The sequence below is a fragment of the Candidatus Dormiibacterota bacterium genome (genome assembly GCA_036495095.1).
In the GTDB taxonomy this organism is placed as follows: domain Bacteria; phylum Chloroflexota; class Dormibacteria; order Aeolococcales; family Aeolococcaceae; genus CF-96.
The window spans coordinates 43,644-68,638 of record DASXNK010000200.1 but is presented as its reverse complement, the minus strand read 5'-3'; the positions used below and the strand labels follow the sequence as shown (position 1 = coordinate 68,638).

At 74.7% G+C, this 24,995-nt stretch carries 24 protein-coding genes; 12 read left to right on the top strand and 12 right to left on the bottom strand.

The genetic code is table 11. The features are described from left to right. The 5 genes from VGL20_20645 to VGL20_20625 form a co-directional block, all read right to left on the bottom strand. On the bottom strand, nucleotides 1–1,016 hold a 1,016-nt coding region (locus VGL20_20645; GenBank protein HEY2706098.1), incomplete at its 3' end, for an ice-binding family protein. A gap of 324 nt (nucleotides 1,017–1,340) precedes the next feature. Beyond that, nucleotides 1,341–2,123 (bottom strand): adenylate kinase, encoded by a 783-nt coding sequence (locus tag VGL20_20640; protein ID HEY2706097.1) that lies wholly within the window; start codon nucleotides 2,121–2,123, stop codon nucleotides 1,341–1,343. A gap of 96 nt (nucleotides 2,124–2,219) precedes the next feature. After that, on the bottom strand, nucleotides 2,220–2,921 hold the full coding sequence (locus VGL20_20635; protein ID HEY2706096.1) for a Type 1 glutamine amidotransferase-like domain-containing protein: 702 nt from the start codon (nucleotides 2,919–2,921) through the stop codon (nucleotides 2,220–2,222). Nucleotides 2,922–2,974: 53 nt separating this feature from the next. After that, a complete protein-coding gene (locus VGL20_20630; protein HEY2706095.1) occupies nucleotides 2,975–3,853 on the bottom strand; it encodes an MOSC domain-containing protein in 879 nt (292 codons plus the stop codon). A 37-nt stretch (nucleotides 3,854–3,890) separates the two neighbouring features. Then, nucleotides 3,891–4,316 (bottom strand): VOC family protein, encoded by a 426-nt coding sequence (locus VGL20_20625; GenBank protein ID HEY2706094.1) that lies wholly within the window; start codon nucleotides 4,314–4,316, stop codon nucleotides 3,891–3,893. Nucleotides 4,317–4,454: 138 nt separating this feature from the next. Here VGL20_20625 and VGL20_20620 point away from each other — a divergent pair, with 138 nt between their 5' ends. Beyond that, nucleotides 4,455–4,829 (top strand): hypothetical protein, encoded by a 375-nt coding sequence (locus VGL20_20620; protein ID HEY2706093.1) that lies wholly within the window; start codon nucleotides 4,455–4,457, stop codon nucleotides 4,827–4,829. A 27-nt stretch (nucleotides 4,830–4,856) separates the two neighbouring features. On the opposite strand, the gene VGL20_20615 is transcribed toward VGL20_20620, so the two are convergent. The 3 genes from VGL20_20615 to VGL20_20605 form a co-directional block, all read right to left on the bottom strand. Continuing rightward, complete coding sequence (locus tag VGL20_20615) at nucleotides 4,857–6,143, bottom strand: hypothetical protein (protein ID HEY2706092.1); 1,287 nt, start codon at nucleotides 6,141–6,143, stop codon at nucleotides 4,857–4,859. Continuing rightward, nucleotides 6,140–8,887, bottom strand: coding sequence for a DEAD/DEAH box helicase (locus tag VGL20_20610; protein HEY2706091.1), 2,748 nt, complete (start codon nucleotides 8,885–8,887; stop codon nucleotides 6,140–6,142). Before VGL20_20610 ends, VGL20_20615 begins: the two co-directional genes overlap by 4 nt. Before the next feature lie 71 nt (nucleotides 8,888–8,958). Next, nucleotides 8,959–9,363 (bottom strand): cupin domain-containing protein, encoded by a 405-nt coding sequence (locus tag VGL20_20605; GenBank protein ID HEY2706090.1) that lies wholly within the window; start codon nucleotides 9,361–9,363, stop codon nucleotides 8,959–8,961. Nucleotides 9,364–9,674: 311 nt separating this feature from the next. Between VGL20_20605 and VGL20_20600 the strand changes: the two genes are divergently transcribed. After that, on the top strand, nucleotides 9,675–10,847 hold the full coding sequence (locus tag VGL20_20600) for a DUF4388 domain-containing protein (protein HEY2706089.1): 1,173 nt from the start codon (nucleotides 9,675–9,677) through the stop codon (nucleotides 10,845–10,847). Between the two features lie 52 nt (nucleotides 10,848–10,899). Here the strand turns inward: VGL20_20600 and VGL20_20595 are convergent, their stop codons facing one another. Further along, on the bottom strand, nucleotides 10,900–11,622 hold the full coding sequence (locus VGL20_20595) for a hypothetical protein (GenBank protein HEY2706088.1): 723 nt from the start codon (nucleotides 11,620–11,622) through the stop codon (nucleotides 10,900–10,902). 108 nt (nucleotides 11,623–11,730) lie between these two features. Beyond that, complete coding sequence (locus tag VGL20_20590; GenBank protein HEY2706087.1) at nucleotides 11,731–12,213, bottom strand: DUF4395 domain-containing protein; 483 nt, start codon at nucleotides 12,211–12,213, stop codon at nucleotides 11,731–11,733. A 199-nt stretch (nucleotides 12,214–12,412) separates the two neighbouring features. Here VGL20_20590 and VGL20_20585 point away from each other — a divergent pair, with 199 nt between their 5' ends. Beyond that, nucleotides 12,413–13,009 carry a TIGR03086 family metal-binding protein gene (locus VGL20_20585; GenBank protein HEY2706086.1) on the top strand — a complete coding sequence of 199 codons (597 nt, stop codon included), beginning with the start codon at nucleotides 12,413–12,415 and terminating at the stop codon, nucleotides 13,007–13,009. A gap of 17 nt (nucleotides 13,010–13,026) precedes the next feature. Here VGL20_20585 and VGL20_20580 read toward each other — a convergent pair whose 3' ends face one another. Both VGL20_20580 and VGL20_20575 read right to left on the bottom strand, forming a co-directional pair. Next, nucleotides 13,027–13,470 (bottom strand): hypothetical protein, encoded by a 444-nt coding sequence (locus tag VGL20_20580; GenBank protein HEY2706085.1) that lies wholly within the window; start codon nucleotides 13,468–13,470, stop codon nucleotides 13,027–13,029. Nucleotides 13,471–13,480: 10 nt separating this feature from the next. Beyond that, the gene (locus tag VGL20_20575) at nucleotides 13,481–13,897 is read right to left on the bottom strand and encodes a hypothetical protein (protein ID HEY2706084.1); all 417 of its coding nucleotides are present in this window, start codon (nucleotides 13,895–13,897) and stop codon (nucleotides 13,481–13,483) included. A 289-nt stretch (nucleotides 13,898–14,186) separates the two neighbouring features. Here VGL20_20575 and VGL20_20570 point away from each other — a divergent pair, with 289 nt between their 5' ends. The 9 genes from VGL20_20570 to VGL20_20530 all read left to right on the top strand — a co-directional run bounded on the left by VGL20_20570 (nucleotide 14,187) and on the right by VGL20_20530 (nucleotide 24,992). Beyond that, the gene (locus VGL20_20570) at nucleotides 14,187–14,402 is read left to right on the top strand and encodes a hypothetical protein (GenBank protein ID HEY2706083.1); all 216 of its coding nucleotides are present in this window, start codon (nucleotides 14,187–14,189) and stop codon (nucleotides 14,400–14,402) included. 17 nt (nucleotides 14,403–14,419) lie between these two features. Further along, entirely contained in the window at nucleotides 14,420–15,688 is a 1,269-nt protein-coding gene (locus VGL20_20565) for a Dyp-type peroxidase (GenBank protein ID HEY2706082.1), read from the top strand. Then, complete coding sequence (locus VGL20_20560) at nucleotides 15,685–16,668, top strand: beta-propeller fold lactonase family protein (GenBank protein ID HEY2706081.1); 984 nt, start codon at nucleotides 15,685–15,687, stop codon at nucleotides 16,666–16,668. The genes VGL20_20565 and VGL20_20560 overlap by 4 nt, the downstream gene beginning before the upstream one ends. A gap of 132 nt (nucleotides 16,669–16,800) precedes the next feature. Then, nucleotides 16,801–19,674, top strand: coding sequence for an AAA family ATPase (locus tag VGL20_20555; GenBank protein ID HEY2706080.1), 2,874 nt, complete (start codon nucleotides 16,801–16,803; stop codon nucleotides 19,672–19,674). Between the two features lie 110 nt (nucleotides 19,675–19,784). Then, nucleotides 19,785–20,753 (top strand): aldo/keto reductase, encoded by a 969-nt coding sequence (locus VGL20_20550; protein ID HEY2706079.1) that lies wholly within the window; start codon nucleotides 19,785–19,787, stop codon nucleotides 20,751–20,753. Nucleotides 20,754–20,864: 111 nt separating this feature from the next. After that, nucleotides 20,865–23,051: a BTAD domain-containing putative transcriptional regulator gene (locus tag VGL20_20545; GenBank protein ID HEY2706078.1), complete on the top strand. Its 2,187-nt coding sequence runs from the start codon at nucleotides 20,865–20,867 to the stop codon at nucleotides 23,049–23,051. Then, nucleotides 23,018–23,323, top strand: a complete 306-nt coding sequence (locus tag VGL20_20540; GenBank protein HEY2706077.1) for a hypothetical protein — start codon at nucleotides 23,018–23,020, stop codon at nucleotides 23,321–23,323. Before VGL20_20545 ends, VGL20_20540 begins: the two co-directional genes overlap by 34 nt. A gap of 157 nt (nucleotides 23,324–23,480) precedes the next feature. Beyond that, nucleotides 23,481–24,011 (top strand): SRPBCC family protein, encoded by a 531-nt coding sequence (locus VGL20_20535; protein ID HEY2706076.1) that lies wholly within the window; start codon nucleotides 23,481–23,483, stop codon nucleotides 24,009–24,011. A gap of 114 nt (nucleotides 24,012–24,125) precedes the next feature. Continuing rightward, on the top strand, nucleotides 24,126–24,992 hold the full coding sequence (locus VGL20_20530) for a fumarylacetoacetate hydrolase family protein (GenBank protein HEY2706075.1): 867 nt from the start codon (nucleotides 24,126–24,128) through the stop codon (nucleotides 24,990–24,992). The last annotated feature ends 3 nt before the right edge of the window (nucleotides 24,993–24,995 follow it).

Here is a 24,995-nt window from a genome sequence, read left to right as displayed (position 1 = left end):
CCGACCTGGGGGGTTCGCAGTGCGTTCGCGGTTGCCGAGCCCGAGCCCGTCACCGTCTGGACCAACGGTGAGGAGACGCTGGTCAGGGTGCTGGTCGATCCCGAGTAGAGCGCGGTGACCGTGTGCCGCCCGGCGGTCAGGGCCTTCGTGGTCAGCGTGGCCCGGCCGCCGCTGTCGAGCGGGGTGGTGCCGAGGAGGGTGGTGCCGTCCTCGAACCTGACCGTCCCGGTCGGGGTCCCGGCGCCGCCGGACGTCACCGTGGTGCTGAGCACGATCGGCTCGCCGGTGGTCGACGAGCTCGGCGAGGAGGTGAGCGACGTCGTGCTCGACGTGCTGGGCGTGGTGCAGACGTCCGGCGGCCGGGTGATGTGGTTGCTGTCCAGGGTCACCGCACCGGTCTGGGTGAGGGCCCGCCCCGGGAGGATGCCGGCCCGTGTGTTCAGGGTGATGCTGGTGTTGACGAGCATCGTCCCCACGAAGACCGTGTCGGTGCCGAGGGTCGCCGAGCTGCCGATCTGCCAGAACACGCCGCACGGGCCTCCGTTGACGAGGGCGACCCTCGAGCTGGAGGCGGTGGTGAGCGTGCTCCCGACCTTGAAGAGGAAGAGCGAGTTGGGATCGCCGCCGCCGTCGAGCGTGAGGGTTCCGGTCAGCTGCGCCGCCGAGGGATAGCAGTACACGCCCGGGGTGAGGGTCCGGCCCCCGAGGTCGCCGGTCAACGTGGCCGTGCACGGCTGCCCCGCCGCGGTGTTGTAGGCGGTGGTCAGGTCCGACTTGGCCTGGACGCTGACCGCGTCGTCGATGTGCGACGCTCCGTTCAGCGCTCCCGGCGGGAAGCCGGTCACCGCGCTGCCCGGCGACAGTCCGAGGTCTCCGGTGATGCTGGTGGGACCGGTGTTGGTGACCGTGCTGCCACCCAGGACCGCGAAGCTCGTGTCCGTGCCCAGCGTCGGCGCCGTGGCGGCGCTCACCGCGAGCGGTGTCCAGAGCAGAGTGGCCACGGCGAGTGCGAGCACGCCGCCGACCCTCCGCGCGTCGCGCATGGATCTCATGAGGTCTGCGATCTCCAACATCCGTGAGTGCGCTGGATTCGACCACACGCAGATCATGTGTGACTGTCGAGGCGCATCTCCGCGCCGGCGGCGGCTGATTGCCGACTGCCAGGACGTGCCCGCGGCTTCGCGTTTGGCGCGTTGTCAGGGATGGTTATTGTGATGAGTATACCGATTTGCGACGATAATGTCAGAATCCGGCCGGCAGGGCGCCAGCTGAGTCGCCTGTGACTGCAATCAGGCCGCCGACACCTCGACCGCCGGCCGGCAATCGCCTGATTGAGAGCGTCAGTCCGGCTCGCTGGGATGGAAGTAGACGGTGAGGTGGTGCCAGGGACCGTCCTCGGTCGTCTCCGTCCCGAAGGTGACGTCGTGCACCTTGGCCGGCCGGAGCTTCTCGATCGTGTCCGCCATCCGTCGCAGGAGGGCGGGCACGTCGCGCTGCGACGGTCCCCGGGGGTTGGACTGGCTGACGTGGTGGACGGTGCGCGTCGCCGGCAGCTGGAGTGGGCTGAGGGCGTCGCGGATGCGGGCGGTGACCTCGGCCACCGGCCCGGTGCCGTCGACCTCGACCAGGATGTCCCGTCCCCGGTAGAAGTCGAGGAGCGGGGCGGTGTGCTCCGCGTAGACGGCGAGCCGGTGCCGGATGGTGGTGTCGGTGTCGTCGGTGCGGCCCGACCTCCGCCCCCGCTCCAGCAGCCGGCGGACCAGCTCGTCCTCGGGCACCTGGAGCGAGATGACCGCGTGGAAGGTCCGGCCCCTCAGCCGTCCCCAGTCGTAGGACTGCCTGGCCTGCGCCAGGGTCCGGGGAAACCCGTCGAGGACGAACCCTGCCAGGGGCTTCGGCCCGGCGATGCGGTCGACGATGACGTCGACCACCAGGCGGTCGGGGACCAGCTCGCCGCGGTCCATGAACGCCTTGGCCTCCGAGCCCAGCGGAGTGGCCTCGGCCACGTGCCGGCGCAGCAGGTCACCGGTGGCGAGGTGGGGGACGCCGTACACCTGCGCGAGCCGCTCCCCCTGTGTCCCCTTGCCCGCCCCGGGCGGGGCGAGGAGCAGGGCACGTAGCACCGTCGTCCTCCTCGGTCATGCGCGATCCTCCCCCCAAGTCTGACAGTCGGGAGAGAGCCCCCGGACCCCGGCGGAGGCGCCGGCCGCCCGGTCCGGCTACGGCGCCTCGAGAGGGAGCGTCTCCCCGGGTCCGAAGGCCTGACGCCCGGCGTGGCGGATCACCGTCACCGTCCCCGGGCCCATCACCGTCCACCGCCCGCCGTCGCAGAGCGCCGCGGTGCGCTCGTCGACGCCGAGGAGCAGTGGATCACCCGGCATCCCGGCGAGCGCCGAGTCGACCCAGGTGGCGCCGAAGCCGTCGAAGTGCGGCAGCACGGCGTCGACCGGGGCGAGGCCGAGGGCCGGGCGCGCCCGCCGCCGCGACCGGTCGGGCCAGGCGGCGCGGACCAGCATGGTGCGGGCCAGCGCCATCGCCCCCGCCGAGGAGCCGGCCAGCGAGGCGCCCGCCGCCCAGGCGGTCCGCACCCCGTCCCAGACCGGCGATCCCTCGAGGACGTCGAGGAGCAGGCCGGGGTCGCCGCCGCAGATGTAGACGAGGCCCGCCCCGGCGGCGCGCCCGGCCAGCTCCGGATCCTGGGCGTCGCGCCGGCGCAGCACCGGAAGCACCTCGATCTCCGCTCCCAGGCGCAGGAACCACCGGCGCGCGGTCTCGAGGGCACGCTCCGGTCCCTGCCGGGCGGCCGCCGTCGGCACCACGAACCGTGGACCCGGGCGCGCCGCGGCGAGCAGGGCCCGGTCACAGTCCTCGTTGCCCGGCATGAACTCGCCTCCCCCGACGAGCGCCAGCAGGCCACCCATCACCTCGCCCCGGCCACCGGATCTCGACGATCGTCTCGACCTCTCGACACCCGTCAGCCCACCGGCGCTCCGACCTCGACACGGTCGCCGACGCGCACGGTGCCGCCGCGCTCGACGCTCGCGTAGGTGCCGAGGCACGCCCACCGCCCGTACTCCGGGATCTCCTGGCGGTTCCTCTGCGCGAGGGTCCGCAGGACCGAGAGGTCCCGCTCCAGCCCCGGCTGCGCGAGCGTCGTCATCACGCACCGCGGCGTGGACGGACCCATCTGGAGAACGACCTCGTCACCGATCGCCACCTCACAGCCCATCCAGCCGTTCTCGACGAACGGCTCCGCCGACTCGCCGTCGATCACGATGTTCGGACGGAAGCGGCGAACGTCCCAGACGGTCGAGGGGTCGAGACCGGCGAGCTGCGCCAGGGTGCTGGCGGCGACGACATGCAGCGGGCTCACGTCGACGAACGTCCCCGGAGCGAACAGCCCCACGGCGACCGCGGAGACCGGTCCCTCCGCATCCCGCTCGGCGATGTCCGTCATCGCGGCGAACTCCTCGGGCGCGGCCCCCTCCACGTCGGGGAACATCATCTCGTAGGTGGCGACGTCGGGTGCGGTGGTGACCACCCGCACCTCCCGCCCCAGCAGCGCGGTCAACCGCCGCTCGGTCTCGGGGTCGTCCATCCTCAGGACCGAGCCGTCGGGGAGGGTGACCATCGCCTCGGATGGCCCGCCGCCGGCGGCGGTGGTCGCGCGGCAGTCCAGGAGCCGCCCGAAGTGCGCCGGCCGCTTGGCGCTCACGATCCGGCCGGTGGCGACGTCGAGCAGCGCGTACGCCCGGTCGCCCGCCACCCCGTTCTCGCCGAGGGTGACGCTGTCGACCTGCTCGCCGAGCATCGACTTGGTGGGATAGCGCCACAGCTGACCGATGGACCACATGCCGACCACCTCCGACCCGCTCCGCGATCGCGCCACGCTAGCGCGCCCCGGTCTCCGGCCGCACCCTCCTGACCTCCTGGACGAGCCAGCCGTTGCCGTCGGGGTCGCTGAAGGAGAGGAAGGAGTTGTGGTCGCGGCGCTCCGGATCCGGCCCCGGCGTCTGACCGCCCGCCCCGAAGTGGTAGATCTCGCCGGCATCCGTCCCGCGTTCGACGAGCTCGGCGCGGGCCGCGTCGATGTCGGTGACGACCAGGTGCAGCCCCTGGAGCGAGCCCGGCGACTCCCTGTTCCTCATCAGCGCGATCGAGCACGCCGAGCCCGGCGGGGTCAGCTGAACGACGCGGAAGTCCTCGCCGGCGCTGTGGTCGACGTCGAGACCGAAGCCGGCCTGGTCGATGTAGAACGCCTTCGCGCGGTCCACGTCCGAGACGGGGACCACGATGAGCTCGAGCCTGAAGTCCACGATGTTGCCTCCGTGTGAGCCGGCCCGTTACCGGGGACGCCGATCGACCGAGAGCCATTGGAACCACGTGCGTACGGCGCCGTCGGTGTCCGGTACCAGGGGGGAGCGTATGCTGAGGCCGCACCCAACAGGAGAACGATGACAAATCGAGTCGAGCGGTATCCCCTCATCCAGGACGTCATCAACGGCTACGGCCGGCCCGGCGCCGTGCCGGTGATGGGCACCCCGCTGTGGGACCGTCCCCAGGCCCCCCGTCAGCCCCTGATCGTCCAGCGGCCCGAGATCCCCCGCACCCGACTGTCGATCTCCGCGCTCTCCAGCGGCGAGCGCACCGTGCTCCGCCGGGTGGCCCCGGCCGTCGCCGCCGACCTCGACCAGGCCGAGCGCCTGCACTCGTCGCCGATGCGGCAGACCAGCATGAGCATCCTCGCCTCGACCGCGGCCGAGAACGTCGACCGGCTGCGTCGCCAGGCGCGCGCCGTCATCGAGGAGAACCGCCCCGCCGCCCTCTGATACGGGAGGTGACCGCCGGGCGCCGCGTCAGAGCGGAAGTCGGAGCTGTGCCGCGTCGCCCCCGTCTCCGGCGGCCGCCGGCTCGGGGTCGACCACGGCGACCGGCAGCACCGCCAGCCGCACCGCCCGCAGCGCGTCCACGGGATCGGCCCGGGCCGGCTCGCGGAGCACCCAGGTGTCGCCCTCACGCTCGAGGAGCGACCAGCGCCGATCCCGGCCCAGCCGCAGCTGCACCCCGCTCGTCTCGGCGGTGACCCGGTTGTGCCGGCAGCGCACCGAGCCCAGCCCGCCGAGGGCCGCCGCCGCCGGTGCCAGCCACTCCGGGGGTGGCGACCAGGGGTGGAGGAGGAGGTCGACCGCAGCCGCCCCCCCGGCGCGCCAGGCAAGTCCCAGCCGGGCCAGTGACCACGGGTCGCGGTCGGTGGCGTTGGCGAGCGCGATCAGCCGGGGATGGTCGTCCACCAGCGGGGCGACGCGCCGGGCCAGGTCGGTGTCCGCGTCGAGCCCCAGGCCGCCGTCGCCGGTGCCCATCCCGAGCTCCCAGGCGCGGCGCGCGGCGTCGGCGGCGAGCCCCAGGACGTCCTCGGGGCGGATCCTCACCCCCGCGGGCGGTCGTGCCGGCAGCGATTCCGGCGTCCCCGGCCGCACCGGCAGCGCGAGCCGTGGCGGCAGCGGGTCGGGCACGCGCGCGAAGGCCGCGACCGGGTCGACGCCGGGATCGTGGGCGCTGCGCGCCGCCCGGGTGCGGTTGCGCTGCACCCGCCGGTGCACCGCGCCGGTGAGGTCGCTGTCGAAGCTGCGGAGCTCGAGCAGCTGGGCCGGCCGGAGGTCGATGGCGTGGGCGGCGACGTACCACACCGCGGCGGCGTGGTCGCAGAGGCCGGGTCCCGGGGAGCAGTCGCAGGTGATCCGCACCTCGGTCGGCGCCGGTACCAGCCCGTGGACGCCGCCCGCGGCGGTGACCAGCTCGTCGGGCAGCTCGCCGTCGAGGACCGCGGCGAGCAGCCGCGGGTCCCTGGCCATCGCCCCGACCAGGCCCCGCCAGACCGGCAGCCCGAGGCGCTCGACACGGATCGCCACCGGGTGGATCCCGCCCTCCTCGGCCTCGACCCGGGCGGACACGCGCCCGGGCTCCCAGGTGAGCACGCCCACCGCCCCGCTCTCGGCCAGCCGCCGTCCCTCCCCGGCCGCCTGCCGGGCCCGCTGCCGCGGGCTCTCCAGGCTCGCCAGCCACGCCGCCCCCAGGACCGAGACGCCCACCGCGGTGCCGGGCTCGACCACGGCGCGGGCCCGCAGCCCGCGAGGCCGGCTCACGGCGTCTGCTGCAGCGCGACGAGGTCGGCGAGCTCGTCGGTGGACAGCTCGGTGAGCCAGGCCTCGCCGGAGCCGACGACGCTCTCGGCCAGCCGGCGCTTGGACTGGAGCAGGGTGGCGATGCGGTCCTCGACGGTGCCCTCGGCCACCAGGCGGTGCACCTGCACCGGCCGGTCCTGGCCGATCCGGTGGGCGCGGTCGGTCGCCTGGTCCTCGACCGCCGGGTTCCACCACCGGTCGTAGTGCACCACGTGGGTGGCGCGGGTGAGGTTGAGGCCCACGCCGCCGGCACGGAGCGAGAGCAGGAACACGGGCACCTCGCCGTCCTGGAAGCGCCGCACCAGCGTGTCCCGCCGCCGCGCCTCGACCCCGCCGTGGAGGAAGAGGGTGCCGATGCCCTGCTCGGCGAGGTGCGCCTCGAGAAGGCGGGCCATGGCCACGTACTGGGTGAACACGAGCACCGACTCGCCCTCGGCGACGATGACCTCGACGAGCTCGTCGAGGGCCTCGAGCTTGCCCGACCGGCCGCGCAGGGGGGTGGTCTCCCGCAGGTACTGCGCGGGGTGGTTGCAGATCTGCTTGAGGCCGGTGAGGAGCTCGAGGACGAGCCCGCGCCGCTGGATCCCCGCGGTGCTCCGGATGCGAGCCAGGGCCTCGCGGACCACCGCCTCGTAGAGGCTGGCCTGCTCGGGGGTGAGCGGGACGATCACGTCGAGCTCCGTCTTCGGCGGCAGCTCAGGGGCGATGTCCGGGTCGCGCTTGGTGCGGCGGAGCAGGAAGGGGCGGACCATGCGGCCGAGGCGCTCGGCGGCGGCGGCGTCGCCCTCCTGCTCGATCGGGGCGGCGATCCGGCGCCGGAAGGTCTCGAGCGGGCCGAGCAGGCCCGGCGTCGTCCAGTCGAGGATCGACCAGAGGTCGAGGAGGCGGTTCTCGACCGGGGTGCCGGTGAGCGCCACCCGCGCCCGCGAGGGGATGCCGCGGAGCTCGCGGGCGGTCCGCGAGTGCGGGTTCTTCATGTGCTGGGCCTCGTCGGCGACCACCAGGTCCCATCGCACCGTGGCCAGGGCGGCCCGGTCGCGGCGGGCGACGCCGTAGGTGACGAGCACCACCTCGGTGGCCGCCAGCCCGTCGAGGTGCCGCCCGTCGCCGTGGTAGCGGCGGACCGGGACCGACGGAGCGAACCCGCTCAGCTCGCGCGCCCAGTTGCCGAGCAGCGACGCCGGGCAGACGACCAGCATCGGGCCGCGACCGCGGGCGAGGTGGAGGGAGATGACCTGGATGGTCTTGCCCAGCCCCATGTCGTCCGCCAGGCAGCCGCCCATCCCCAGCTCGCACATCGCCAGCAGCCAGGCCAGCCCGCGGCGCTGGTAGCCGCGCAGGGTGGCGTGGAGGCCCTCCGGCTCGGCCGCCTCCTGCGGGGCCGCGACCTCGGCGAGACGCCGGCCGAGGCGCTCCAGCTCGCCCTCGGCCCGGGCGGTGACGATCGCGCCGCCGACCTCCAGGGTGCCGGTGAGGGCAACCGCGAGCGCGTCGCCGGGACGCAGCACCTCGGTGGGTCGCTGCCGCAGCCGGTCGACCAGATGCGGATCGGCGACCGCCCAGCCGTCCCGCAGCCGGACGATGGCGCGCCGCCCCTCGGCGAGCGCGTCCATCTCCTCGAGGGTGAGGGTGGTGCCCCCGAGGGTCAGCTCCCACCGGAAGTCGAGGAGGCCGTCGAGGCTGAAGCCCTCCGGCCCGCGCAGCTCCAGGGGGTCGCCACGGCCCACCACGGCGCGGAGCGACAGGGTGCGCTCGGAGAGCGAGGCGGGCCACTGCACCTCGACCCCGAGGCCGGTGAGGGTGTCCGCGGCCTCGAGCAGCGAGCCCAGCTCGTCGTCGGACAGCTCGGTGCGGCCGTCGCCGGAGGGCCAGGCCAGGCGTGCCAGCGGCGGCCAGCGGCGGGCGCCCCGGTGGAGGGCGAGCTCGATGTCCAGCTCCGCGGCGGCCAGCCGCCTCCGCAGGGCGGGCGGCGCGGTGCGGAGGTTGGCGGCGTCGATCACGACCGCGGGATCGTCCCGGCGCCGCAGCTGCAGGACGATGGCGGCGGGGACGCCGGGCTCGTCGGGGAGGACCACGCGGAGCCCGGCGGCGACCGCCAGCGGCTGCACCTGGGCCACGCTCTCCAGCCAGGGCCGCAGGTGCTCCGCGCTGACCGGCACCCGGCTGGCGAGCGAGGGCTCGGCGCAGACCTGCAGGGCCCCGGCGGTGCGCACCAGGGCGTCGGCGACGGCGTCCCAGCACTCCGTGATCAGGTGGCGCGGGCTGCGCAGGCGGGCGACGTCGGTGGCCAGGGGGGCGGCGTGGGCGAGCGCGGGGAAGGCGCGGGCGAGCCGGTCGAGCCAGGCCTCGTCGGCGGAGTCGAGGGGGCCGACGAACCAGGCTCCGAAGCCGCGCGGGGTCACCCCGGGGCGGAGGCGTCCCTGGGCGACCAGCGCCACCGCCGCCTGCACCGCCGCCGCCCAGGCGAGCTGGCTCGGGGCGACGGCCTCGTGCTCGCCGAGACCGGCGAGCCAGGGGAGGGCGTCGGCGACGGGCAGGTGCCGCGCCGGCACCGATCGGCTTCGCAGCTGGCCGGAGTCGGGGTGGACCACTCCGACGGTCGAGGCGGTGCCGGCGCCCTGGGGGGGCGGGTGCCACAGGGCGAACGCCCCCAGGCGCGGAGGATCGGCCGGCAGGAAGAGGACGTCGCCGCGGTGCTCGATCACGAGCCGTCGAGGGTATCCCGTCGCGCGGCTTCCACGGCGCCGGCCGGCCGGCGCCGGCCCCGCCCGGGTGGCTACCCGGCGGTGCCGAGGTACTCCGCGTCGGTCACCTGGGCTCCCCAGTCGGCGGTGCTCCCCGCCTCGTCGAGCTCGGTGATGCCGATGTGGGTCATGAACTGATGCGGCGCGGCGCCGTGCCAGTGGCACTCGCCGGCCTCGGTGATGACGGTGTCGCCGGCGCGGACCTCGTGGACGGCGCCGCCGCGCTCACCGACGCGTCCGGCGCCCTCGACGACGTGGAGCACCTGGCCGAACGGGTGCGTGTGCCACGCGGTCCGGGCTCCGGGGGTGAAGTGGACGCTGTTGGACACGATCCGTGACGGGGCCGTGGCCACCGCGATCTGGTCGATCCAGACGGTGCCGTGGAACCTCTCCGGATCACCGAGCTGGCTCTCGGGTCGGACGCGGGTGACGCGCATGCATGGCCTCCTTGGTGGTGAGGGCCACGATAGCCGCCACCCGCCGGCCGCCGCCGTGCGGTCCGGGCGATCGCCGTCAGCTCAATTGCATCGACTGCACCGCCGGCGCGCAGTTGGCAGCAACGTGGAACGGTGAGCGCCGAAACCTCTTACCTCACCGCCACTGAAAAATCAAGCCTAGGCAAGGCGGTGCGGCTCCGGCACAATCGTGACGGCTCACCACAGGGCGGTGGAACGGCGCGCGCTGAACGCGCGAGGACTGGCCGCAACTCACCCGCGGGCCCATCGACCACTGCAAGGAGGAGACCCGGGTGTGGACGCAGGGTTCGCTCGCCCAGAACAGCCTCGGCTCGTTGCTCGAGACGCTGCAGTCCGAGCGTGCCACCGGGACCCTCTCGGTGGTGTCCGGGGAGGCCCGCTGCTCGCTCCACTTCCTGTTCGGCCATCTCTTCCATGCCGCCGGTGACCTGGGCCAGGGCGAGGCGGCGGTGATCGCCGCGCTCGCGTGGACCCACGGACAGTTCACCTTCCAGCCCCGCGCCCAGCTTCCCGCCGAGGAGACGGTCAGGGCGGCCGTCTCCACGCTGCTCGCCGAGGCGGAACGGCACCGGCCGTCGGTCCGGGCCCGCGACGCCGGCGTCAGGGCGGCCCGCTCGGCGTCGGCGACCGCGGTCGCCGAGCCGGAGGTGCGGGTGACCTCGAGCGCCGCCCCCTGGGGTTCGGGCGCGCCGCCGACGACCACCACGGGAGACACCATGGCGACCCAGACCGTGATCGTGACCCCCACCGTCGGCATCCGTCCGGCCGGAGCCGCCGCGGCACCCGCCGTCCTCGGCAATCCCAACGCGGCCCCGCTCGGCGGGCTCGCTCCACTGCCCGCCGGCAGGCCGGTCTACGCCGGGCTGAAGAGCGCCTTCATCGACTTCCCCAAGCTGCTGCGGACGCTCGCCGCGGACGCCCTCACCGGCTACGTCCGCCTCGACGGCACCGGGTTCGGCGGGGTGCTCCTGGTCCACGAGGGACACGTCCTCGAGGCGCTCTTCAGCGACGGCACGCGGACCCAGGGCGACGGCGCCTTCCAGCAGGTGCGCGGGCGCGTCGAGCGCGGCGAGGGGCTGCTCGACGTGATCGCCCTGAGCGGCGAGACCGTGGTCGCGCTCGCCCAGCTGCTCAGCGCGGCGCCGCTCTTCACCGGCCTGCTCGGCCGCTTCATCAACTTCGAGCAGCTCCTCGAGTACCTCTACGAGCAGGGGGTCGACGGCTCCGTGCTGGTCGCCGGCGGCACCGAGACCGGCGTCATCCTGCTCCGCCAGGGTGCGCTCCACGGCGCCTACACCGACTCGCAGCGCGACCTGCAGGACTCGCTGGCGGTGGTGGCCCGGCTGGCCGCCGAGCGCCCCGCGCGCATCGAGGTGAAGGCCGGCGGTGCGTCCTCCCCGGGCATCGACGTGGTGGCGTTGCTGGGCAGGCCGCTGGAGTGGTGACACCGAGTTTCGGTCAATCGACGGCGTCAACACGCTGCCGCTGATCCCCTGGTCACACCCAGCTGGTGAGCTCCGCGGCGATCCCCTGCACCAGCCAGTCGTAGAAGGCGGCGCGCTCGCGCGCGTCGTCGCCGGCCGCCGGTGGACCGGCCGGGCTCCTCCGGCTGATCCACGGCGGGACCGCCCGGGCCAGCTCACGGACACCGGAGCGGATGACGACCTCGTCGGGGCGGTCCTCCTCGACGGCGACCGCGATGGTGTAGCGGACGCCGGTCTGGTCGATGAGCTTCCACCCGCGCACCCAGGCGCGAGGACGCTGCAGTCCGCGGTGCACGAAGCGGATGGGGTCGTCGACCAGCTCGAGCCCGGTCTGCTCGGCACGTGGCTCCACCAGCATCCGCACCCGGTCCTCGAGGTCGCGGCCGACCCACATCACCAGCGACGCCGCACGGTTGTCGAGATCGGGTGCGCTCGCCGCGGAGTCGCCCACGGCGGCGATGGCGTTGACGACGCCGGCGTGCCGGCGGCAGTACGACGCCCGGCCGACGACGGCGCGGTGCTCGGGACACCACGCGGTGTCACACCGCCGGCCGCGACGGTCGAGGTAGGCGCAGGCGAGCCCGGTCACGGCCGCGCAGCCGGAATTCGAGCAGGCCACCGCCCCGGGCGTCGTGTGCACCGATGCCGGGTGCGCGGCGTTGGGGGGATCGCCGGTCGGGCGCCGGGTGATCATGCCGACCGCCCTGCTCACCACGCTGCCGCGCCGGATCGCCATGCGCCCATTCTGGAATGGCCGGGCGGGGGATGGGGTCACCTCACCGCGACGGCGCGGTCGCGATCGGCGCCGCCCCCGGGCCGGATCTGCCCACCGTACGCGGCGCAGCTAGGCCGCGAGCCGCCGGGCGGAGAGGTCGTTGCACGCCTCGCACACCGCCCCGGGGATCACCCCGAGGCGCATCAACAGGGCGAAGACCCTGCAGCCGAGGCAGAGGCCCGCGAAGGCCTCCAGGCTCGCCGCCAGGGTCAGCGCGAGGAGGACGGCGTCCGCCGCCCGGTCGAGGCCGAGGCCGAGGGCGAGCACTGCGGCGGCGGCGCTGAAGGCCAGCCCGATCCCCTGGGCGAAGCGCTTCGGCGGTCCGGGAACGAGCCGGGGCGTCATCGGCAGCCGGGGAACCACCACGCGGGTGGCGAGCAGGCCGAGCGGGCTGAGCCGCGGTCCGGTGAGGACACGGGCGAGGAAGCCGTAGGCGAGGGGCAGCAGCAGCCAGTGCTGGCCGGTGGCGAGGACCAGCACCGAGAGCGCGACGACGCCCAGGGCGACGGTGCGGGCGGCGTGCTCGTCGACCGGGTTCGGAAACCGGAACATGGGTCCTCTCGGCTCATAGTTGATAATTCTGATCCAGTTTATCAGCAATCAGGCGCGACGAGCACGGCTGGCGCCTGGGACGGGTCGAGGATCCGTTCGGCCACAATCGGGGAGATCGGACGGCCGCTGATCGCCTGGCCACCGGGGGACGGGCGCCACCGCCGGCATGACGGCCACGGCGACGGAGGAGGAGAGACCCGTGACCACGGAGGCTGACGAGGTCGCGACGCTCGACCAGGCCCTGGCCCAGACCGGCCGGGTGATCGCGTCGGTGGGGGACGACGGCTGGTCGCTGGCCACGCCGTGTGCGGGCTGGGACGTCGCGGAGGTGGTGCGCCACCTGGTCGCCTCGATCCGGATGATGCGCGTCTCCGCCGAGGGCGGCACGCCGCAGCGGGGCCAGTCCGACCCCGTGGAGGGCGACCTGGTCGCCGCCTACCGCGAGGCCGCGGCCGGCCTGCTCGACGCCTGGTCCTCGCCTGGGGCTCTGGAGAGCACCCGCGATTTCGGCGGTCACCCGGTGCCGGCGGCGTTCGCGCTCGGCGTGCACCGGATCGAGGTGGTGATCCACGGATGGGACGTGGCGGCGGCGCGGGGGCGCACCGGCGAGCTCGACCCCGTGCTCGCCGAGATCGCCCTGGCCTCCTCCCGGGCGATGCTCCGCCCCGAGTTCCGGGGAACCGCCGCCGAGGGCAAGCACTTCGGGCCCGAGGTGCCCGTGCCCGAGGACGCGCCGGCATACGACCGCCTCGCCGGCTGGCTGGGCCGGTCACCGGGGGCCTCCCAGAGGCTCTGAGCGCCGACGCGCTCCCCCTAGAGCGGTGCGTCGGCGTCGCGCCGCCGGCCCGTGATCGGGACCCCGAGGTGGCGGCTGAGCTCGACGAGCTGCTCGTCCTGCCACATCCCCCGGGACACCCGGTGCACCGGCTCACCGGCGGGTCCGAGGAAGGCGACACCGGAGCGCTCGACGGCGATGCCGCGGATGGCCTGTCTCGGGTACTCGCGCCGGGTCCCCAGCCAGTTCGCCGTCCGCAGGTGGGTCGCATCGACGGACAGCCGGCTGCGGAGGTAGCCGGAGAGCGGCAGCCCGACGCACACCACCGCCATCGCGATCCACATGAACAGGTTCGCGGGCCGTGTGAAGGCGTGCCCGAAGAGCTCGAAGACCAGGAGGGCGACGACCACGAGGTTGAGGGCGAAGGAGGCGCGAACGTAGCTGTTGAAGGCCGGCCGCAGCACCAGGGTGGGCTCTGTCATGCCCGGAACTCTAGGCGGACGGCACCCGTGCCCACTCCACCAGCTGCTCGCCGTCGACGGCACGATGCAGCTCGCGGGCGGGGCAGACCTCGTCGAGCAGCACCTCCTGCCAGTCCATCAGCGCGGCGTGGAGCTGATGGTTGTTCCGCGCCCGGTGCACCCCCGGCGGGGCCGGCCGCCCGATCGCGGCCTCGAGCCGGCGCAGGCGATGGGGGATCAGCGGGTCGTGCTGGCGGCCTCGGCCGGCGAGATTGATCTCCTCGACGGTCTCGAGGAGGGCGTCCACGGTGCGGACCGCTCGCCGCCGCCTCTCCTGGAGCTCACGGTCGGTGAGCCACGCGCTCCGGCGCAGGCGGTGGTCCGCCGCCGCTCGAGCGATCGACGGACCGGGCACGGTGACAAGGCATCCCGCTGCGACACTGCTCACGGTCGGACCTCCATGTGCGACCGACTGTCGTCGGTGCTGAACTGCGGACCATGCTCCCGCCGCGGCGATGGGACTCGCATCCGGGTGCCCCCCGGGCAGTCCCCAGTCCACCGGCCTCGACCCTCGGCCGCGCCACACCTGCTCACCGGTGGCGGCCAGCCCGCGCGCGGCACGGGCCCCGAAGGCGTTCGCGCCCATCGACGCGAACATCCGGTGCGCCGTGCAACGTCGCTGAAACACCCCCGATCAGGATGGCAGGCATCGAACCCGAACACAGGCGGACCATCCGATGCGGACTGCACAGATCATCGCCGACGCGGCGGAGGACATCTCCATCCGGCGGTACCGGGAATTCACCTCGCGTGAGGCACTCAACCATCGTCTCGTCTTCGTCTGCTGCGGCCGGTGCGGAGCCGACCAGGGCGTGATCGTGCAGGTCGGGATGCGGGTGGTCGCCTTCTCGTGTGACAGCTGCCACCAGCGGACCACCGCGCTGGTCCAGTAGCCGAGGCGAACGTGGGCATGAGTGGCGTGCCGACCCGCCTCCTGCCGCGGCGGTCCTTCCTCCGGGGCGTCGCCGGTGTCGCCGGCGCGCTGGCGGCGGGCACGGCGGCCCGGGACGTGGCCCGGGCCGCCAGCCAGGACCAGTACAACCTGGAGGAGACCCGGGCCGGGCTGCGGACGGTCCCGTTCCACGGCCCCCACCAGGCGGGGATCGACACCCCGCCGCAGACCGCCGCGAGCTTCCTCGCCTTCGACGTCACCGCGGCCGGCCGCGGCGAGCTCACCCAGCTGCTCCGCGCGCTCACGGCGCGGGCGGCGTTCCTGACCGCGGGCGGCACCCCGCCGCCGGCGTCTCCGGGCGCGGCGCCCTCCGACGACGCGCTGCTCGGGCCCACGGTGCTGCCCGACGACCTCACCGTCACCCTCGGGCTCGGCGCGTCGCTGTTCGACGGCCGCTACGGGCTGGGGCCGCGCCGGCCCGCGCAGCTCGAGACGATGCGGGCCTTCGCCCACGACCGCCTCGACCCGGCGATCTCCGACGGCGACCTGCTGGTGCAGCTGTGCGCCGGGCATCGCGACACCGTCGGCCACGCGATGCTCGACATCCTCGCCCACACCGCCGGGCGCATGCGGCTGCGCTGGCGCGTCGACGGGTTCAGGTTCCCGCCGCGGCCGGTCGGCATCCCGCGGGACTGGATGGGCTTCAAGGACGGCATCACCAACCCCGACACCAGCAACGCCACCCAGATGAACCAGCAGGTGTGGGTCCAGCCCGGTCCCCCCGAGCCGGCCTGGACCGCGGGCGGCACCTACCAGGTGCTGCGGATCATCCGGATGTTCCTCGACCGGTGGCGAACCGTCCCCGTCGAGGAGCAGGAGCGGATCTTCGGCCGGCGCCGGCTCAGCGGTGCGCCGCTGTACGCGACCTCGCCGACGGCATCGGACAACCTCGACCCCATCTACACCAACGACCCCCAGGGCCTGCTCACCCCGCTCACCTGTCACATCCGCCTGGCCAATCCCCAGACCCCGCAGGCCGCGGCCACCAGCGCCATCCTGCGTCGCAGCTTCCAGTACGACCGCAGCCCCGACGTCGAGGGAAACCCCGACATGGGGCACGCGTTCTGCTGCTTCCAGCAGCAGCTGCGCACCTACACCGCGATGCAGACCCGGCTGGAGGACGAGATGCTGGTCCCGTACATCAGCCCGATCGGCGGCGGCTACTTCTTCGCGCTGCCGGGGGTGATGGATGCGCAGGACTGGTACGGCCGGGCGCTGCTGACGTGAGCATCGCGCGGACGGCGGCCCTGGTGGGGACCGGCCTGCTCCTGGCCGGATGCGGTTCCGCCGGTGCCGCGGTTCCCGAGGTCACGATCTACGTCACCAACCAGCTCGACAACACGCTGTCGGTCATCGACGGCGGCACCCACCGGGTGGTCGCGACCGTGCCGGTGGGCACCTCGCCCACGGCGGTGGCGGTGTCCCCGGACGGCGGATCCGCCTACGTCGCGGAGGGCGGCGACAACGCCGTCGCGGTGCTCGACACCCGCACCAGGACGGTGCGCACGACGGTTGCGCTCCCCGCCGGAAGCAGCCCCCGGGGCGTGGCCCTGAGCCGAGACGGCCGCCTCCTCTACGTCGCCGACGGCGGCGCCAACGCCGTGTCGGTCGTCGACACCCGAGGCGACCGGGTCGTCGCCTCGGTGCCGGTCGGCACCCAGCCGGTGAGCGTCGCCGTCACCCCCGACGGAGGGTCGGTCTACGTCGCCAACAGCGGGTCCGGCGACGTGTCGGTGATCGACACCCGGACGAACCGGGTCCGGCGCGCCGTCGCGACCGGCCGCTACCCGGCGGGCGTGGCGGTCGCACCCGACGGCGGGTCGGTCTATGTCGCCGACGAGCTGTCGGCCGACGTCGCGGTCATCGAGACCCGGGGCGGCACGGTGGCGGCGCGGATCCCCGTGGGCACCGGCCCGTTCGACGTGGCCGCCGCCCCGGATGGCTGCTGCGTGTACGTCGCCGACCCCGGTCCCGGCGACCTCGCCGTCATCGACACCCACACCCGCCGGGTCGCGGCCACCATCTCCATCGGCCCCTTCCTCACCGACCCCTTCAGCGTGGCCGCCACACGGGACGCGATCTACGTCGCCGACCAGGGGGCGAACACGGTGTCGGTCGTCGACCCTCGAACCCGCCGCGTGGTGGCCACCGTGGCGACGGGCGGCAGCCCCTACGGGGTGGCGGTCGCCATCCGCGGGCGCGGCTGACGCCTCCGGTCCCTGGTCCAAACGAACGAGGACACCTGCCGTTCGGGTGAACGGCGACCTCACCCCTCGGGGTGGGCGATCCTTCGGGCACCGACGGTACGGTCACTGGAGCCGGCCCTGTCGAGAGGAGCGATGGTCACACTGCAGGGGCGGCGCCACGAGTGCGAGGTGGTCGACGAGCGCCTCGCCGCGGCCCGCTCGGGGAAGAGCTCCGCCCTGGTGATCCGGGGCGATCTCGGGATCGGCAAGTCCGCCCTCCTCGGCTACGCGATGGACTCGGCGGTGGGCTTCCGCATCGCCCGCGCCGCCGGGGTGCAGTCGGAGATGGAGCTCCCCTTCGCCGGGCTGCACCAGCTCTGCGGACAGATGCTCGGCCGGCTCCACCGGCTTCCCGGCCCCCAGCGCGACGCGCTCAGCGGCGCCCTCGGGCTGACCGCCGGGTCCGCACCGGATCGCTTCCTGGTCGGCCTGGCGGTGCTCAGCCTGCTCCACGAGGTGGCCGAGGACCGGCCCCTGCTCGGGGTCGTCGAGGACGCCCACTGGCTGGACCACGCCTCCGCGCAGGTTCTGGCGTTCGTCGCCCGCCGCCTCCACGCGGGGCCGGTCGCCCTGCTCTTCGCGGTGCGCGACCACAGCTCGCCGGCCAGGTTCGCGGGGATCCCGGAGCTGGAGCTCACCGGCCTGCCCGACGCCGACGCGCGCATGCTGATCGCCGCGGCGATCCCGGGGCGGCTCGACGAGCAGGTGCGCGACCGCATCGTCGCCGAGGCCCAGGGCAACCCCCTCGCCCTCCTCGAGCTGCATCGCGGGCTGACCTCCGCCGAGCTCGCCGGCGGCTTCGGGCTGACCTCACGGCAGCCGCTGTCCGGCCGGATCGAGGGCTGCTTCCTGCGCCGGGTCGAGGCGCTGCCCGCGGACACCCGCCGGCTCCTCGTGCTCGCGGCCGTCGAGCCCACCGGCGACCCGGTGCTGCTCTGGAGCGCGGCCGAACGGATGGGCCTCGGCTCTGAGGCCGCGACCCCGGCCGAGGCCGAGGGGCTGTTCCGCGTCGGCACCCAGGTGACCTTCCGTCACCCGCTGGTGCGCTCGGCGGTCCAGCAGGCGGCGACGCCCGAGGAGTGCCGCAGCGCCCATCGCGCTCTCGCCGAGGCGATCGATCCCGAGCTGAGCCCGGATCGCCGTGCCTGGCATCGCGCCGAGGCGGCGGTCGGGCCCGACGAGGAGGTCGCCGGCGATCTCGAGCGCTCCGCTGGACAGGCGCACGCCCGGGGTGGCGTGGCGGCGGCGGCGGCCTTTCTCGAGCGGTCCGCCGCGCTGACCGCCGATCCCGGCCGCCGGGCGGAGCGCAGGCTCGCCGCGGCCGGCGCCAAGCTGCGCGCGGGGGCGCACGACGCCGCCCTCGGCCTTCTGTCCCTCGCCGAGGTGGGGCCGCTCGACCCGCTGCAGAGTGCCCGGCTGGAGCGGCTGCGCGCCGAGATCGCCTTCGCCACCAGCCGCGGCCGCGACGCCCCGCCGCTGCTCATCCGGGCGGCCCAACGGCTCGAGTCCCTGGATCCGCTGCTCGCCCGCGAGACCCACCTGCAGGCGCTCGAGGCGGCGATGTTCGCGGGCCGGCTCGGCCGCGGCCGCGGGGTGCTGGAGGCCGCGGAGGCGGCCCGGGCGGCGCCGCCGGCCCCCGACCCGCCGCGCACCATCGACCTCCTCCTCGACTGCCTGGCGACGCTGCTCACCGACGGCTGGTCGGCCGGCGTGCCCCTCCTGCGGCGGGCCCTGGGCGCGTTCGAGGAGGAGGACGAGCTCCGGTGGCTCGGCCTCGCCTGGATCACCGCCGCCGACCTGTGGGACGACGACGCCACCCACTGCATCGCCACCCGCGAGGTCGAGCTGGCCCGCGAGGCCGGCGCCCTCACCATCCTGCCGATCGCCCTCAACCACCTCGCCGGCATCCACGTCCACGCTGGCGAGATCACCACGGCGGCGTCCCTGATCGAGGAGGCGGCCGCCATCACCGACGCGACCGGCGGCGCGCGGATCAGCTACGGCGCCCTCAAGCTCGCCGCCTGGCGAGGACGGGCCGACACCGCGGCGCTGATCGCGGCGTGCGTCGAGGATGCCGAGGCCCGGGGTGAGGGGATGCTCATCACCGTCGCCGAGTACGCCACCGCGGTGTTCGAGAACGGCCGCGCCAACTACGCCGCCGCGCTGGCCGCCGCCCGGCAGGCGAGCGAGCAGGGGGGGCTGGTCGCCGTCCGGGTGCTGCCCGAGTACGTCGAGGCGGCGGTGCGCGCCGGCGAGCCCGAGCTGGCGGCCGCGGCCCTGGCCCGGCTCACCGAGCAGACCCAGGCGAGCCGGACGGAGTGCGCGCTCGGCCTCGAGGCCCGCTCCCGCGCCCTGGTCAGCGACGGCGACGCCGCCGACCGGCTCTATCGCGAGGCGATCGACCGCCTGGGCCGCAGCCGGGCGGCGCCGCAGCTGGCCCGTGCCCACCTCCTCCACGGGGAGTGGCTGCGCCGCGAGCGCCGGCGGCTGGAGGCACGCGAGCAGCTGCGCATCGCCCACGACATGCTGGTGTCGATGGGCGCCGAGGCCTTCGCCGCCCGCGCCGAGCACGAGCTCCTCGCCACCGGCGAGCACGCCCGCAGGCGGACGGTGGAGACGACCGCGGAGCTCACCCCACAGGAGCTCCAGATCGCCGGCCTCGCCCAGGGTGGGCTCTCCAACCAGGGGATCGCGGCCCGGCTGTTCATCAGCCCGCGCACCGTCGAGTACCACCTGCACAAGGTCTTCACCAAGCTGGGCATCGCCTCGCGCACCCAGCTCCGCCAGGCGCTGCCACCGCCGCCCGGGGCCGCGCCCGCCGGCGGATCCCCCGGACGTCGCCGGCCGGTGGGGCTGCGCGCCATCCCCGGCGGCGCGGCGCTCGACGGCTCGACGCGGCCCGGCGGGTTCCCGTGGAACGGCCCCGCCTCGCCCGAGGGTGCGCCCGACGTCCCTGCCGCGGTCTAGGGCCTCGCGACCCCGTCCCGGTCTCGGGGTGGATCACTGCAACATGGCTGCAACGCGTGTCCAGACGATCAAGGCGCGACGAAATCGGACGGCTTCGGTCGGAGGACGCGATGAGGCAGATCAGGCTCGGACGGAGCGACCTGATGGTGTCGCGTGTCGCCCTCGGCACCTGGCAGCTCGGCGGGGACTGGGGGGCGACGGACGAGTCCGCCGCGATCGCCGCGATCCGCCGCGCCGCGGACCGGGGCGTGACCCTCTTCGACACCGCGCAGGGATACGGCTTCGGCGCCTCCGAGCGGCTCCTCGCCCGAGCGCTCGAGGGGCGGCCGCGCGACCAGGTGGTCATCGCCACCAAGGGCGGGCTGCGGCCCCACGGCGACGGCATCGTGCGGGACGCCAGCCCGGCGTGGATCCGGCGGGGGGTGGAGGCGAGCCTCGGCGCCCTCGACACCGACCACCTCGACCTCTACCAGGTGCACTGGCCGGATCCGAGGGTGCCGTTCGAGGAGACCGCCGGCGCGGTCGGCGAGCTGGTGGCCGAGGGGAAGGTGCGGCACGCCGGCATCTCGAACTTCAGCCCCGAGGAGATGGACGCGTTCGGCGCCTCGCTCCCGGTCGAGACGCTGCAGGCTCCGTATCACCTGTTCCGCCGCGAGATCGAACATGGCGTCCTGCCCTACACGGCGTGGCACGACATCGGCGTCCTCGCCTATGGCCCGCTCGCCCACGGTCTGCTGGGCGGCCGCCTCAGCGCCGGCCACCGCTTCGCGCCGGGCGACTGGCGCGCCCGGAGCGCGGTCTTCCGGGGCGAGCCCTACCGGCGCAACCTGGAGGTGGTCGCCGCCCTCGAGCAGCTCGCCCGCGACGAGCTCGGCGTCAGCGTGAGCCGCCTGGCCGTGGCCTGGACGCTGGCCAATCCGGCGGTCCACGTCGCCATCGTCGGCACCCGCAGCCCGGACCACGTCGACGACGCCGTCGCCGCCGCGGAGCTCGACCTCGACGACGAGGTGCTCGGCCGCATCGACGACATCATGGGCGACGCGGTGAGCGTCGGCGGACCCTCGCCCGAGATCGTCTGACGGCACCACCGGGCGATCGACTGGGGTGCCACCGGGGTCCCCGCGGATGCGACGGGCTCGGCGTGGAGGCGATGCTCAATCCAACCTGACAACCATCGCAGTTGGTGCCCCATGTCGACCGCCGAGATCCAGCCCGCGGATGCGATCCAGATCACGCTCGTCAACCGCTTCACGGTGCGAACGGCGCGCGGATCCGATGTGGCGCTGCCCGGCGGCAGGGCGGCGGCGCTGCTGCGCCTCCTCGTCCTGCATCGGGGCGAGGTGGTCGACGTGCACCGGATCGTCGACGCCCTCTGGACCGACGCGCCGCCGGACCAGGCGCCGCGGGTGGTGGCGTCGCTGGTGAGCCGCCTGCGCCAGGCCCTCGGCCGGGGCCGCATCCGCGGCGGACCCACCGGCTACACCCTCGACCGCGACGGCTGCACCGTCGACCTCGACGAGGCGGCCGCGATGGTGCGCGAGGCGGAGGTGCAGGCCGCCGCCGCGAGGTCGCCGCTCGCTGGGCTGGCGGCGGCGCAGGCGCTCGAGCTGCTCGGGTCGGGCCGCCTCGGCGGGGAGGACGACGAGGCGGTGCCGGTCGACGCCGCCCGTCGCGAGGCCGAACGGCTGGTGCGACGGTCGCGGCGGGTGCAGTGGACCGCGGCGCTGCGCCTCGGCGAGCACTCGGCAGCGCTGTCCGCCGCCGAGGCGGCCGTCGACGCCGACCCGCTCGACGAGGAGGCGCACCGGGCGGTGATGCGCGCCCACCACGCGGCCGGACGGCTGGGCGCGGCGCTCGATGCCCACCGGCGGCTCAACACCGTCCTCGCCGACGAGCTCGGCATCGGCCCGTCGGCGGAGTCGCGCGCTCTGCACCACGCCCTGCTGCGGTCCCAGCCGCTGCCGGAGGAGTCCGGCCCCGCGCTCCCCAGCGCACCCGGTGCCGAGCCGGGGGGTCAGGCCCTCCTGGTGGGACGCGCGCGCGAGCTCGCCCACCTGACCTCCGCCTGGAGCGACGCCGTCGCCGGCAGCTCCCGCACCGTGCTCCTCACCGGCGCCGGGGGCCAGGGCCGCACCCGGCTCGCCGCCGAGCTCGAGCGGTTCGCCCAGCAGACCGGCGGGATGGTGGCCACCACCCGTGGTCACGAGGCGACCGGGTCGCTGTTCCTCCAGCCGCTCGTCGACGCGGTGCGGGGCTGCCTCGAGCAGCTGCCGCCGGACCGGGCGCGCGAGGCCGTGGCTCCGTGGCCGGGGCAGCAGGGCAGCCCGATGCCCGACGTCGTCGCGCTGCTCGGCGATCAGGGATCGCGTCCGGTCAGCGCCCGGGTCGAGTGCACCCGGGCGCTGGAGGCGATGGTCTCGGTCATCCTGCGGATCGCCGCGCGGACGCCGCTGATGCTCATCGTCGAGGACGCCGACGCCACCGATGTCGCGACCGTCGGCGCCCTCCACCTGATCGCCTCGCGGCTGCGCTCGAGCCCGGCCGGGGCGCACCACCTCCTCCTCCTCGTCACCGCGCGGCACGGCGAGGACGACGCGGTGCAGGCGGCCCTCGCAGGGATCGCCGACCACCTCCCCCTCGGCCCGCTGCGGCAGGTCGACGTGGAGGAGCTCGCCCGGCACCTCGGCGTGCCCGACATCGCCCGCCAGGTCCACGAGGCCACCGGGGGTCACGCCCTGCTCGCCAGCGAGATGCTGCACGAGGCGTCGCGCCACGTCCCGTGGACCACGCAGCGGCAGCCCTCGAAGGCCGCCTGCGACCTCGTGCTCGGGTGCGTGCGACGGGCGGGCGCGGAGGTCGAGCACCTGCTCCGGGTCGCCGCCGCGCTCGACGACGACAGCTTCGACGTGGAGGTCCTCGCCGACCTCACCGAGACCAGCCTGGAGCACGCCGCGCGCGGCGTCGAGCGGGCCCTGTGGATGGGCCTGGTCCAGGCGGTCGGCTCCCGCGTCCGGTTCGCCAACCCGGTGATCCGCCGGGTGCTGGTGGACACCACCCCCGAGCCCCTGCAGGCCAGCCGCCGGCGGCGCGCCGCCCGGCTCGCCCGCCCGTCGCGCCGCGCCGGGGCGGCGGTGCTGGCGGTGGGGCTGGCCCCCGTCCGACCGGAGCGTTCGCGGCGCAACGTCGCTGCAACGGCGACGGTGAGGATGCGACCCGGAGCAGGGGATCCGACCGCGGAGGAGACGGCATGGCGACGCTGGGAGCCTGGCCCACGAACGAGCGCAGGATCTCGCCCCGGGGTGGCGACCCCGGAACGGCCGCGATCGGAGAGCCGTCCCCGGCCGTGTCCGGCGCCCCCAGCCAGCCCCGCTGGCTGAGGGACGCGCGGCGCCGGTACGGGCGGGCGCGGAGGGCCGGCCACGCCGCCTACGTGATCGCCGACGTCCAGCTGGCGTACGCCTACGCGCTGCAGGCGCACCTGCCCCGGTGCGCGCGCGTCGGTGACGCCGCCGGCCTGGCGCTGACCGACTGCATCCAGCTGCTCGAGGACGCGGTGCAGGGCCAGGCGCCGGTCGCCGTGGTCGCGGAGCAGATCGACGCCCTCGACGAGGAGATCGTGTTCATCGAGGTGTGCCTGGACGCTCGCTGACCGGTCCCGGCGCAGCGCGTAGTGGTCATGGTTGCCCGGAACTGGGCGGACCGTCGTGCTTCGGTCACCGATGACACGCCCGCTGCTACCATCGGCTCGGCGCGGAGGAACAGCCGGGAGGTGCGGTCTGCGGTGGGAGCGGCGCTGGAATGAGGCCATGAGCTCGACCCGTGCCACCCGTCGCATCAACGCGGCACGTGCGGTGGTGTATCGCGCACTGCTCGATGCACAGGCGATCGCGCGGTGGAGGGTGCCGGCGGGGATGACCAGCCGGGTGCACGAGTTCGACGCCCGCGAGGGTGGCGCGTTCCGGGTCTCGCTCAGCTACGACGCGCACGACGGCACCGGGAAGACGGCGGCGCACACCGACACCTACCACGGCCGCTTCGTGAGGCTGCTGCCCGACCGGCAGGTGGTCGAGGTGCTCGAGTTCGAGACCGCGGATCCCGAGCTGCGCGGCGTGATGACGATGACCACGACGCTCACCGACGCGGACGGCGGTGGCACCGATGTCCTGATCGTGCACGAGGGGATCCCCCGCGGGGTTCCGCCCGCCGACAACGAGACCGGCACACGGATGGCGCTCGCGAAACTCGCCGCGCTGGTCGAGGCCGGCGGGACGGAACCGTGGACGTCGCCGCCGCGGCCGGGCGACGACGAGGCGGAACCGGTGTCGCCACTGGCCTGAGGGGCCGCAGCGGCGCGACTACTCGCTCGGGTGATGCATTCATTTCGGCACCGGCGCATGCTCGTAGCGAGGCGAGAGGAGCCGGTCGGAGCGCCTCGAAACGGGGTGACTGTGATGCGTGTCGCGAACGTGCGGGGACGGCTCTCGCTGCTCACCGACGAGGGGGCGGTGGATGTCGCTGCGGCCAGCGCGGGGAGGTTCGGTCCCGACCCCCAGTCGGTCTGGTCCGACTGGGGCCGGTTCGTCGACTGGGCGGCCGCGCTCGGGCCGCAGCCGGCGGCGGCCTACGCGCCGGAGAACCTGCGCCCCCCGGTCCCGCGTCCCGGGCAGATCTTCGCCATCGGGTTGAACTACTGGGACAACGCCGAGGAGGCGGAGCTCGACCTGCCCGATCACCCTGTCACCTTCACCAAGTTCCCCAGCTGCATCACCGGCCCCTGGACCACCCTGGCACTGCCGAGCGACCGGGTCGACTGGGAGGTGGAGCTGGTGGTGGTGGTGGGCCGGGAGGCCCACCGGATCGACGCCGCGCGCGCCTGGTCGGTGGTCGCCGGGGTGACGGTGGGACAGGACCTGTCGGAGCGCGACGTGCAGCATCGGCCGCCGGCGCCGCAGTTCTGCCTCGGGAAGTCGTTCCCCGGGTTCGGCCCGATCGGCCCGGCGGTCGTCACCATCGACGAGCTCCCCGACCCCGACGACCTCGAGCTCGGCTGCCGTATCAACGGCGAGGAGCTCCAGAGAGGGCGGACGTCGTCGATGATCTTCACGGTGCCCGAGCTGGTGGGGCGTCTCTCGGAGATCGTCACCCTGCGCCCCGGCGACCTGATCTTCACGGGCACGCCCGCGGGTGTCGGCGCCGTGCGTACCCCACCCCGGTATCTGCGCCCCGGCGACGTGCTGGAGAGCTACGTGACCGGGGTGGGGGAGATGCGCCACCCCCTGGTCGGCAACGGCCGGAACGGCCGGAACGGCCGGCGGTGACCC

Bases quoted from the DNA above. Each gene is read 5' to 3' on its own strand.
- VGL20_20635 (HEY2706096.1), bottom strand. From the start codon at position 2,921: ATGGGTGGCCTGCTGGCGCTCGTCGGGGGAGGCGAGTTCATGCCGGGC.
- VGL20_20630 (HEY2706095.1), bottom strand. From the start codon at position 3,853: ATGTGGTCCATCGGTCAGCTGTGGCGCTATCCCACCAAGTCGATGCTC.
- VGL20_20620 (HEY2706093.1), top strand. From the start codon at position 4,455: ATGACAAATCGAGTCGAGCGGTATCCCCTCATCCAGGACGTCATCAAC.
- VGL20_20605 (HEY2706090.1), bottom strand. From the start codon at position 9,363: ATGCGCGTCACCCGCGTCCGACCCGAGAGCCAGCTCGGTGATCCGGAG.
- VGL20_20595 (HEY2706088.1), bottom strand. From the start codon at position 11,622: ATGGCGATCCGGCGCGGCAGCGTGGTGAGCAGGGCGGTCGGCATGATC.
- VGL20_20590 (HEY2706087.1), bottom strand. From the start codon at position 12,213: ATGTTCCGGTTTCCGAACCCGGTCGACGAGCACGCCGCCCGCACCGTC.
- VGL20_20580 (HEY2706085.1), bottom strand. From the start codon at position 13,470: ATGACAGAGCCCACCCTGGTGCTGCGGCCGGCCTTCAACAGCTACGTT.
- VGL20_20570 (HEY2706083.1), top strand. From the start codon at position 14,187: ATGCGGACTGCACAGATCATCGCCGACGCGGCGGAGGACATCTCCATC.
- VGL20_20565 (HEY2706082.1), top strand. From the start codon at position 14,420: ATGAGTGGCGTGCCGACCCGCCTCCTGCCGCGGCGGTCCTTCCTCCGG.
- VGL20_20555 (HEY2706080.1), top strand. From the start codon at position 16,801: ATGGTCACACTGCAGGGGCGGCGCCACGAGTGCGAGGTGGTCGACGAG.
- VGL20_20550 (HEY2706079.1), top strand. From the start codon at position 19,785: ATGAGGCAGATCAGGCTCGGACGGAGCGACCTGATGGTGTCGCGTGTC.
- VGL20_20545 (HEY2706078.1), top strand. From the start codon at position 20,865: ATGTCGACCGCCGAGATCCAGCCCGCGGATGCGATCCAGATCACGCTC.
- VGL20_20535 (HEY2706076.1), top strand. From the start codon at position 23,481: ATGAGCTCGACCCGTGCCACCCGTCGCATCAACGCGGCACGTGCGGTG.
- VGL20_20530 (HEY2706075.1), top strand. From the start codon at position 24,126: ATGCGTGTCGCGAACGTGCGGGGACGGCTCTCGCTGCTCACCGACGAG.